This window comes from Parachlamydia sp., assembly GCF_050255895.1.
In the GTDB taxonomy this organism is placed as follows: Bacteria; Chlamydiota; Chlamydiia; order Chlamydiales; family Parachlamydiaceae; genus Parachlamydia; species Parachlamydia acanthamoebae.
The window spans coordinates 54,413-65,388 of sequence record NZ_JBFWIR010000005.1 but is presented as its reverse complement, the minus strand read 5'-3'; the positions used below and the strand labels follow the sequence as shown (position 1 = coordinate 65,388).

The window sequence follows — 10,976 nt, the reverse complement described above, 5'->3', positions numbered from 1 at the left end:
AACCTATAGATAATATGCTCTGTTTTATCGTACTGCTAGATTTTTTAAAAGAACAAATCACCTCAGGATGACACCAATAAAACGTCTGTGGCTTTATTTAGCAGAAATCATACCGCAGTTTTCCACTTTCGGATATTATAAACATCGTAAAAATAAGGCGCTAAAATTTGATCCATTTTGGACGCCGCTTTAAGAACATCCATGGATTCCACTGTGACTTCTTCAAGACCCACTGCTTGAACAAGTGCTTGTACCTTGGAAAGATCTTCATTCCTTACAAACAACACTTGAGCCTCTTTCGCTAATTCAATGCCGCCCATATAAACCTCTTCACTTTCTTCGTATGCGGGATTCAAATCATACGTAATTCCTTGGCGATTCTTTGAGGCAACCACAACCCCAATTTTAGCTAATTCTTGATCTTCAGGATCAATAACCTCCGCTTCAAGCCCAAAAATCGATTCAAGCTCTTCAAAGGATTTCATGTAATTGTAAAAGGAAACTCCGTAGCACAATTGCATACGCGCGAAAAGCACATCAGCATTTTCATCGAACATTTTTTGTATTCCAGCACGAATTTCTGCAATCTTTTTGATGATCAATTCTTTATCTTGCTCAAATGTTTCCGGCTGTAATTTCTTAATCCGCTTTAAAGCTTCAACAGTACGTCCAAGTGAAGCGGCATCTAAAAAATCTCGGTGGGTCTTAAAGCTCAATTCTGTTGTGAGAAATTTTTGGTAACGATTGAGTTCAGCTTCTAAATCAAAACTGAAAGATTTAGCATACTTAATACTTCTAGAAGCCGAGGACAAACCTACACCAGAAAGAAAGCGTTGGTTAATTCCATTCACGCCTGCTCCATCGCTCAATTCACCCGATAAGGTTTGCACTTGAAGTTGTCGCAACGCTCCCACACAAAGCAACTTGTTATTCGTTTTTTCACAAGCAGATTTAATCACATTGGCTTTTGTCCCGTGCAGCCAACTTAAATTCAGGTAAGCTAGCGCTTTTTTCACAACTTCTTGGGAAATTTCTTGAATTTCCGCTGAATTTTCTATCATGCTCGCAATTTTATCGTGCTTAGAAGCAAGCTTAATTTGCCTTCTTAATTTTTTGAGTAAAAACAAGACAACAACATGTTTTTCCTTTTCACTTGCAGAGACGCTCTCTCCTTGCAAGAGATAACAGCTCGGCTTATGTATTGAATGGACTCCGTCAAAGAAACAATTCTCTTCCATATAATCTCGATAAACAGGGATGGAGGCCTCATTCGTATGCGCTCGCAGAAAAAAAGCTAATGCCTTATAAACATTTCGAGCATGATCGATTTTTTCTTGCGAACGTGGATGATCTAAAATCCCCTGGAGAGCTGAGTGGATATTTTGAATCACATTATCCTGAGACTGGAAATAAGTTGAGCAACTTTGAAGAGATTCATCTAATTCTTTCTTTGCTTCGAAAAAATGCTGAGAATACCTTGGCTTAAGCTGAGTGAAAACATTCCCTAAAACATCTTCATTTTTTTTTGAAAAAGTCTCTAAACAAGCTTTATATACGGCCGCATTTCTTTTTTCTGGGGGAACTTGGCTTGCGAGCTCGATGATTTTGAAGGTGTGCTTTTTCCGATGTTGATGTTTAATAATCAAGGCTCCCACAGGTAATGCGATCGAGATATAGGAAAACATTTTTAACGCAAGTAATACAAAATTTGTTTTTTTAACTTTGGCTTCAAGCACCATAGTATTCTCGCTCATCATCCTTACTTGATAAGTCTTATTGCCGACACGCAGATAATTTTCAGCAGCCTGCCATAGCGGGTGATTTGTAAATGCATTAATTCCAGAAATAGACTTATTAAAATTCATAGAATTCCTTTTTTATTAAACTTAAACAAAAAGTTATAATTAATTTATGAGTTTATCTCAATCACTTACTCCTTCTATTTTATCAATTTTCATAAAATTTTAAAAATTCAGATTTCTGAAATTGAAAACATTCAAAATTTCAGATATAATTTATTTAGATAAAGAAGGGGAAATTTATGCATACATATCGAATGGATTTTAATGAATTTAATAAGAAATTATCAGATTTCGATCCTAATAAGGAACTGCAAAAAAATGGTATTCTAAATCTTTTCAATAAAAAGGTGAAAATTAAGATCGTAAATCCTAATGAAAAACCGCCCTCTTTTATTCAAAAAATCATCAACTTCGTAACTTTTAAATCTTCAGGTTATAGCAAGACATTTCGATTTGATCAAAAAGCTCTTTTAAATAAGCTGAATGCGAGCTCTTCTGATTCTCAAAATCTCGCCGCAATTTTCATGGAAAAGGTATGTGGAGAGGTCAAGCCCTCACCTAAATGGGATGTGATTGTTCAAAAACATCAACCCCCTCTGAGGCGTCGCCAATCAGAAATAAATGGATGGATTGAAACAATTATTACTGGCTTAAAGAGACACAAAGAAACATCTTGCCATTACGATAAAGTTTATTGTTTTTTTCAAAGCGGTGACCAATCGGATATCATCTTTGGTCACGATGGGCAATGGGATCCTAATCTAGCCTTAAACCTGACTCCCGAAGAAAAATCTAAAATTTTAATTCTACTCGTTCCTAGAGATAAAAATACTGAAAAAAAATTTCTTGGTGAAGTCTACCTCAATGCCTTTTTACATGCAAATGGCATGCATGCTGGTATGGATGCTAAGGTATTCAGCTTAAAAGATTTTCATGAAATTCAAAGAGGAAAATTACCTAAAAGTTTTTCTGAAGCCTTTCAGTCCTAAGTTACACACCATGATTATTCCTCAACGGATCTGAAGAATAATCATTTATTTGCATGCGTAATTATTCTACATCAAAGATTTCTTCGCTAAGACCAATGGATTGATTTGAAGAAGGAAATTCGACTGCAGCACCGTCGCGACAGCACCGGTTTTGTCTTCTTTGAGCTCTTTGCCAACGGCTGTAGCGCATTTCCGCTCTACGACGCACGTTGTCTTGATTTTGAAGATACAAACTTCTCTGATCTCGCTCTTTGGAATTCCGATCTGCCACTTCTTCATCATGAATATGCTCTTCTTCTTCAACCTCTTCTTTAGGTTTTTCTTTAGAAACATCTTCACTAAAAACGATTGAAGAACATGCGCATAACCCAATAACCATCCAAAGAATGATTTTTTTTCTCATATTTTCCTCCAATGGCTTGAGTTTTAAATTAAGAGGCTTTAGCTAGGGCATCCTCTAGATTATGAAAAAATTTGAATGAATCATTCACTTTTGCTAAGACGAATTCGTGCTTTAAACTGCGACTGAGACCGCAAATTTTCAAAGGTTTGTGATGAGATTTTAAATAATTCCTTAGTTGCAGCAAAAATCCGAATGCTCGACTATCAATTGCTGTACAGTAAGTAAAATCTAAGATGCACCCCTTATCTTCGATCATGGGTATCCAGCTAGCTAGATAGCTTGTGTAATTGAACTGATTTCCCATCGTTCCGAAAAACGTGACAATAACATGTGCATGTTTTTGCTGGATCGAAAGGTAGAGATGATCTCTAACGCTTTCTTTTTCACAAAAATGGGGAATAAACTGGGGCGGAGTATCAAAGAAATGGGGCGATAACAGGGGCCAAATGCGCTGCAATTTAAATAAGTATTTCAGATGAGATGCCAATCCCCAACAATAGATTTCTTTTTTTTCTTTCCAAACCCTCGTCATCATTTGAATCAAAAAATTAAGTCCCTCTAAATCGAAGTAAACAACATCACGCCAATCAAAGATAAGGCAAGGGTGGCCAAATGCATCCTTTAGTTGACGCATAATTTGATCACTGGCACTCCGATTCAATATGGGAGGAAGCTGAAAGACAACAAAGCTTTGTTCGGACGAAAGAAATAAAAGAGGATCTTTAACACTTGCGTCGACAGAGTTAGCAATTTTATGTCGATAAAATAAGCTTAACAAATTCTGGTAGCCGATCAAGGGAAGGGTCAGCAAGGAAAATTTCACCGTCCCCAGAGTCCTTTGCCACAAGCTCGGTATTTTTTGTGGAAAAGTCTCATCTATTTCGGAAAAGTGAAATGCATCTCCCGTTCCGATTGTCACAGGAGCTTTTAAACGCTGGTTAACACGTTTAAACCATATTTCCTGTTTCGGGCTGCCCAAATGGATCCAAATTAAATCAGGAGCAGCTTTATTAATATCTTCGACGATGACATTATCCAAATCATCCATATGAGCGAGGCTCTCACCTTCAAGACGTACTTGAGGACATTCGATTCCTGCAATTTGAATTCCTGGATAATTTCTTTTAAGGCCATTTGCAAAGGCCCTAACTTCTACCTCATTTCCTCCTAGAAAGAAAATGGACTTTTTTTTATTTGCTAATTCTTTTATTAACTGAGATAAAAATACGTTCCCATCGATCGTCTCTTTAAAGGGATTTCCTAATATTTTGCTTAACCACGCCAGTGAGCGATCCGTTGGCAAAACGAGAAATGATTTAAAAACCATCGCTAATAGTTCACGGTTCTCGATGGTTTCTAAGCCCCATCCCCAAATTTGCATGAGTTTTTCCATGTCCATAAAGCACACATAATGGGAAACTTTTTGGGCTGCAGGAGTGTCCATCGCTTTCAGAATGACTTGGACTGCTTCTTCTTGCGTTAAGTCACTGACAGGAATTCCCAGCAAAATAAGAGCTCGAGGATGCATGGTCTCTTTCCTCAATTTAATTTGAATTGCAACAAACATGTTTTGCGCAAAGAAAAATCTACAAGATGTTCTCTTATAAACTGACTATTGCAAAAAAATAAGTTGATTGCAAGATAGGGGATTATCTTTTTTTTTAATCTGCGCGAGCTTCTAGATAATTCTCCCCGGCCAGATCCAAACTTTCTGATTCCAAAGAAGTTGAAGTAGCACACAAAAGAGACTCAGCCCTTCTCAATGCTTTTTTCATGTGGAGATGCGGACGTCTTTCGTTTAAGAAGAACAGATTTTCTTTTCCGATCAGATCGATTAAAGCTGAATTGCTCAAGACTTCCCATGTTGGAAAGGTTAAGCCACTTAATATAAGATGCCTGCCTGAGCTTTGTAAATAATTGTAAAGTTGATGTAGAGCCAAGCAACCCGTTGCATCGAGATCGCGCGCATGTTTCAGCTGAAGAATAATCACTTTCGTTGTTGTATCATCTTCAGCAATTGATTTTAGAGTACTTTGGAAAAGATCTGCTGCCCCAAAAAATAACTCCCCCTTGACTTTGATGACTCGAATTTTTTTCTTGTCGTTTTTTCTGGCTGCATCAGCGGAACACCATTTACCTGAGTCATCGATACCATATTCAATTAGCTGAGGAATTGCCGCTTTTTTAAGATAAAGAGTAATTGAAATGACGACGCCAATATAAAAAGCCACGTCTAAGCTCAAAAATACACAAGAGAGAATCGTAATCCAAAGGACAAGCGCATCCGAATTCGTCGCTTTTAAACAGAGTAAAAATTGTTTGCGATTGACAATACTGACTGCCGTCACTATCAAGAGAGCCGCTAAAGATCCGACGGGAATGCGTGTAATAAAAAATCCAAAGGCGAGTAGAAACGTGGCAACAAAAATGGCCCCAAAAATAGCTGCAAATCGGGTTTGTGCCCCGCTAATGTAATTCAAAATGCTGCGAGAATTACTTCCTGAAATAGGCATTGCTCCGCCTAGAAAAGAACCACAGAAATTTCCTAATCCAATCCCAAAAATATCTTGATTAAGAGATAACCGCTGGCCTGTGATGGCCGCAATTGATTTAGCAACAGCCGCGGATTCAAGAATACTCATCAAAGCAATCGCAAAAGCAACGGGGACGACACTACTCAAAATGCGCGTGTTGAAATAAGGAAACGAAAGCGCAGGCAATCCAGTATAAACTTCGCCAGTATCACCGACTAACGCGACTTGTTGCAGGCGCTCTCCCACAAAAGATTCTCCCCCCTCAACATTTAACCCCATTAGTTGGACAACAATCGCCATAAATCCGAACGCGATTGCGGCTCCAGGAATCCGTTTGTCTTTTTGCCTAAAAGCAACGATCAAAAACAAACTTCCCAAGCTAATTAATAGGGTAGGTAAATGGAATTGGCTTAAATGCGAGACTAAGTACCAGGCTTTTTCATAAAATGCATGCACCCCTTCCATAGGAGGAATTCCAAGAAATATGTAAAATTGATCGATGACAATCGCAATGGCTGTTCCCACAACGTATCCAACAACAACAGAATGGCTCACGAATTGCGTCAAGCGTCCCAATTTAAATGAAGCCACTAAAATCTGAAAAATTCCGACAAGGAGGGTCAATTGCGTTAAAATCTGGACCGCCATCCACTCTCTTTCGGGTCCATCAAGATCTCGAAAATAATTAAAAAGAATTTGCGATGTCCCCGACTGAACCATGATGGCAATGGCATTACTAGGCCCTACAATTAAATGACGAGAAGATCCCCAGGTAGCCGCAATTAAAGAAGAAAAAATCACCGCCAAAAGGCCACAAGAAAGAGGAAGCCCCGCAACCATTGCATAGGCCATGGCTTGAGGAACGCTTAGCAGGGCGACTGAAAATCCGGCGCTAACGTCTTGAGCTAAAAATCCCCAAGAATAATTTTTCAAATCCTTTAAGGATGTAAAAAATGAGATGCGATCAACCGAAGAGCCCATTTCAGTCATCTCCATGAGCATTTAGAAAAAAATCTGCAGCTTTCTTTTTGAGTTTTAGCATAGATAAGGCGCATTTTGTCATTAAAAAACACAAATGCCGAAATTTGATTAAAAAAATAAAAGTTAATTGTATTCGATATTACTATTTTTTAAAAGAAATAATTTTTAAAAATTAGGGATTTAGTGGTTTACAACTGATTGCAAAACAATGCCCTGTTATGACAAGTTTAATCCGCGACACCTTCTTACAAATCTGGAAAATTATTCTCAAGCTTTAATTGGATAGCCACTACACCAAATTTTTTTTCATCTTCCTTTGAATAAAAGCGATAGTAAATATTTTCTCCTTCATCGAGACTCGCACAATCTGGTAGCACATTTTTGAGTCCTTCATGGTAGAGCATGTCTCGAAATAAAGGGTAATGATCAACTCTTCGAACAGTGACAATAAGTCGATTATTTATTCTCAGAAATTCACCAGGCTTTAAATTCAAAAATTTGGGTTTGGCTAAACGCCCTTCAATTTTTTTCTTTTCTTGTTTGATTAGTCCAAGATATTGATCTTCTACGTTGATGTCTAACATTGACTTGCTTTTTTTATTTAAATTCTTTTACCAGAAGATGCTTCGTTATATCTTTTCGATCGGTTAGCTAGCATTTATCGCCATAAACATAGTGGGACTCCTTCATATTTTTTTCAATAGCATACCTCTTTAAGTCATCACCATTTGAATTTTTAAATCTATCGTTTTATGATTAAAACCTCATACAGCAACTAGCAAAGCCTTTATTTTCAAATATTCGCTAAAAATCAAATACTCTATTTATTTTTAAGCTTTATTTCTTTATAGTAAGTAACTTCATAAAACTTAAGGTGAAAGATTTGATTATGTCAAGATTACCAAAACTTGCTCTCGTTGGCCGACCTAACGTGGGAAAATCCGCCCTTTTCAATAAGATTTGCGGGAAAAAAATTGCCATTGTGGATGAAGCAGAAGGTGTGACGAGAGATCGTCTTTACGCCGAGGCAGATTTGTTTGGTCGCCATTTTCAAGTCATCGATACCGGCGGAATTAACCCTCGCTCTGATGCGCCATTCAATGAAGAAGTCAAAAGACAAGCTGAAATTGCCATCGAGGAAGCCGATACCATTGTGATGGTTGTCGATTCGCATGTCGGTTTAACGGCTCTGGATCATGAAGTTGCCCAGATTTTATTGCGCACCTCAAAACCACTTTGCTTAGCTGTTAATAAAATCGACCATCCTTCCCAAGAGCACCTTATTTATGAGTTCCAATCTCTTGGGATCACAAATAAAGTTGCCGTATCCGCCACACAAAGCTGGCGCATTGCCGAACTTTTAGAAGCCGCTTTAGATCCTTTAAGCCTTGAAATCGGGGAAGAAGAAACAGATAAGCCATTAGCAATCGCGATTATTGGAAGACCCAACGTCGGAAAATCCTCTTTGATTAACTACCTTTTAGATGAACAACGTTGCATCGTTAGTCCCATTCCGGGGACAACACGCGACAGCGTAGATGTGTCTTTTACACATAACGAACATGCCTACACGCTTATCGATACAGCTGGAATCCGTAGAAAACACTCTGAACACGAGGTCGTGGACAAATTTGCCGCGATTCGTACAGAACGTGCAATTGCCCGAGCAGATATCTGTTTATTGGTTCTGGATTCTCAACAAGGGATCACAGTTCAAGAAAAAAGGATCGCTAATCTGATTGAAGAAGCTGGAAAAGGATGCATTTTACTTTTCAATAAATGGGATCTTGTTAAAGGCTTCCGAATGGAGCATTGCCTCAAAGAAATTGAAAGTGAAGCCTCCTTCCTTAATCACTGCCCCAAGATTTTTATGTCCGCAAAAACAGGACGAAATGTTGAGAAGATCTTTGAGGAAATTCAAACAGTTCACGAAAATTCACAAAAACGGATTACCACTCACCAATTGAATAAGTTTATAGAAGTTGCGATGCAGCGAAATCACCCACCGATGATGATGGGTAAACGTTTACGTATTTATTACATGGCTCAAGTGGCAGTTAACCCTCCTAAATTTATCCTCTTCGTGAACTATCCAAACTTGATGATGGAGAGCTATAAAAAGTATCTATACAATCAGTTTAGGGAAGCTTACGGCTTCACTGGCGTGCCGATTCTGATGCACTTAAAAGGAAAAGAAAAAACCCGTCAAGAAAAGCAAGAAGAAGCCCGCGAACAAGCGCGTCCAAAACCCCCTAAAATGGCTTTCACCCCAAGTGAAGAGGAAGAACCTTTCGAAGTTGACGACGAATTATCCGATTGGGATGAAGAAGATGAAAATAATTTAAACTGGCCTTAAAAAGTCAGCTAAATGGGAAAGGATGCTGATTGAGCGGAATGTTCAATCAACATCCTTCATCAGCCTTCTTGACTCTCACTGAAAGTCCTGCTCTCATCATCTGTTAATTTTCCCAATTTTTTGCATCCATTTTAGACACTTAAAATACGAGGGAATAAATGCTGGGATTCACTGGGACTTTAAGTTGTGGGCGTGCGGCTGCAAAAAAATTTGACATCTTCAGAGATTCGATGGTGGGATAGATGACGGGATAAGCCTTAAAAAAAGAAAGCTTCCACTGTTCAATTGAGAGTTTTCAAGCTTGACATAATGAAAATTTTTCTACCCGCACTTCAAATTTATTCTATTAAACTATCTCTCATAAATGGTTTCCGATTTCCTAAAAAAGGATTTGGGTAATTTATCATCGTTTTTTACAGTTAGAGACATACTACCTCTTCAAAAAAAATGGAGGGGTTCTATTGCAGCATTTTCGCAAAAACTATGCACAATTAATAAACTAAATCGCCCTTTATTAAAGGTCATTGATTTAAATAAGTCATAGCTCGCTGGAATAGATTTGATCACCGCAATGAATTCATTCTCCATTCAAAAAAGACCCTATCATTATTTATTTACATAAATTCTTTAAATACCCAAGATAACGCAGAGTCTAAAAATTAGATTTTCTCAAATGGATCTCCATTTCGAGAGCATAGATACATTTCAATTAATCAAACTGAAATTGGAGAGTCATGAAAAAGCTTCTAGCAGCCTTTATTCTTGGTGCTTTGCTCTTTTGCTCAATTGTAGACAATCTTCTTGCTTCCGAAAAAAAACTTAACACTTCAAACAAAATTTATATCCAACCCCAAGATGCTCTCACAACTTTATCCGGTTTGTTTGTAAATATTGATGGAGTGCAACATCCAGTTTCTAGCATTCATTGTGATTCAGAAGGAATTTATATTTTTAAACCCCTCGACTGTTGGTGTGATAACGGCCATTCCACCGTCTGTTTTTTTTGTGAAGGGTGCAGTGTATGGTATTGCCCTTATCGCTGTGGTTGCCCTGAATAATTTGACAAATTCTGGGGAGGCATCTCTCCAGAATTACCCCAGCCACCATTGATCCTCTATCTATGCAAAGCCCCCATTGATACGAAGAACCTGAGAATTCACCCACCCACCGTCTGGCCCAGCAAGAAAAGACACAACATTCGCAATATCTTAGGGCTGACCAAGCCGCTCAAGAGGGGCCAATTTCGTAATTTGAGCAATCTGCTCTTGGCTTTTGCCATCAAGAAAGAGTTCTGTAGCAACTGGTCCGGGGGCTACGGCATTGACCGTAATGTTTCGACCGCGCAGCTCGTTAGCTAGCACGTGAACCAAGCCTTCCACACGCACTTTTGACGCAATATAGGGAACCATATGCTGGAAAGGATTTCGCTAATACGCTACTTGAAAAGGCAACAATTCTCCCTCCCTCAGCAACGCGTTTTGCAGCTTGTGTTGACACCAAAAATGTTCCTCGCAAATTTGTATGAATGACTTTATCAAAAAGCTCACATCTCCTCAAAGGAGAAAGTGACATGACACCAGCATTGTTCACGACCACATCGATTCTTCCAAATTTTTTCAGAGTTTCTTCAAATAAGTACTCAACATCCATAGGATTAGCGACGCCCCCCTTCAAGGCGATGGCGCATTTCCACCCGAAGACTTAATCTCTGCAACAACCTCTTCTGCATGATTTGCACTGTTAGCGTAATTAACGACGACAGAAAAGCCGTCGAAAGCTAATCGTTTCGCAACTGCGCGACCGATAATAGAGATCTTTGCCACGATGCCCCCTTATTTTTTCTAAAAAAACCATCATGACCAGGTCCTCATAAATTAATCCAAACAAAAACAGTAAGCATGGTCCGTTTCA

At 38.6% G+C, this 10,976-nt stretch carries 8 protein-coding genes and 1 pseudogene; 3 read left to right on the top strand and 6 right to left on the bottom strand.

What is annotated here, in order from left to right:
* Positions 1 to 107: 107 nt before the first annotated feature.
* Positions 108 to 1,865, bottom strand: coding sequence for a hypothetical protein (locus tag AB7E63_RS01860; RefSeq protein WP_428418536.1), 1,758 nt, complete (start codon positions 1,863 to 1,865; stop codon positions 108 to 110).
* 176 nt (positions 1,866 to 2,041) lie between these two features.
* On the opposite strand from AB7E63_RS01860, the gene AB7E63_RS01855 reads away from it, so the two are divergent.
* On the top strand, positions 2,042 to 2,791 hold the full coding sequence (locus AB7E63_RS01855; RefSeq protein WP_013924343.1) for a hypothetical protein: 750 nt from the start codon (positions 2,042 to 2,044) through the stop codon (positions 2,789 to 2,791).
* A gap of 61 nt (positions 2,792 to 2,852) precedes the next feature.
* Here AB7E63_RS01855 and AB7E63_RS01850 read toward each other — a convergent pair whose 3' ends face one another.
* The 4 genes from AB7E63_RS01850 to AB7E63_RS01835 all read right to left on the bottom strand — a co-directional run bounded on the left by AB7E63_RS01850 (position 2,853) and on the right by AB7E63_RS01835 (position 7,293).
* Positions 2,853 to 3,194 (bottom strand): hypothetical protein, encoded by a 342-nt coding sequence (locus tag AB7E63_RS01850; RefSeq protein WP_013924342.1) that lies wholly within the window; start codon positions 3,192 to 3,194, stop codon positions 2,853 to 2,855.
* 28 nt (positions 3,195 to 3,222) lie between these two features.
* Complete coding sequence (locus tag AB7E63_RS01845) at positions 3,223 to 4,722, bottom strand: WecB/TagA/CpsF family glycosyltransferase (RefSeq protein ID WP_013924341.1); 1,500 nt, start codon at positions 4,720 to 4,722, stop codon at positions 3,223 to 3,225.
* 133 nt (positions 4,723 to 4,855) lie between these two features.
* A complete protein-coding gene (locus tag AB7E63_RS01840; RefSeq protein ID WP_059360211.1) occupies positions 4,856 to 6,709 on the bottom strand; it encodes a SulP family inorganic anion transporter in 1,854 nt (617 codons plus the stop codon).
* 245 nt (positions 6,710 to 6,954) lie between these two features.
* A complete protein-coding gene (locus AB7E63_RS01835; RefSeq protein ID WP_039378394.1) occupies positions 6,955 to 7,293 on the bottom strand; it encodes an ASCH domain-containing protein in 339 nt (112 codons plus the stop codon).
* A 305-nt stretch (positions 7,294 to 7,598) separates the two neighbouring features.
* Here AB7E63_RS01835 and der point away from each other — a divergent pair, with 305 nt between their 5' ends.
* Together der and AB7E63_RS01825 are read left to right on the top strand one after the other, a co-directional pair.
* The gene (der, locus tag AB7E63_RS01830) at positions 7,599 to 9,065 is read left to right on the top strand and encodes a ribosome biogenesis GTPase Der (RefSeq protein ID WP_013924338.1); all 1,467 of its coding nucleotides are present in this window, start codon (positions 7,599 to 7,601) and stop codon (positions 9,063 to 9,065) included.
* 734 nt (positions 9,066 to 9,799) lie between these two features.
* A complete protein-coding gene (locus AB7E63_RS01825; RefSeq protein ID WP_013924336.1) occupies positions 9,800 to 10,123 on the top strand; it encodes a hypothetical protein in 324 nt (107 codons plus the stop codon).
* Positions 10,124 to 10,183: 60 nt separating this feature from the next.
* On the opposite strand, the pseudogene AB7E63_RS01820 reads toward AB7E63_RS01825, so the two are convergent.
* Positions 10,184 to 10,888: pseudogene (locus AB7E63_RS01820) on the bottom strand (SDR family oxidoreductase).
* Between the last annotated feature and the right edge of the window lie 88 nt (positions 10,889 to 10,976).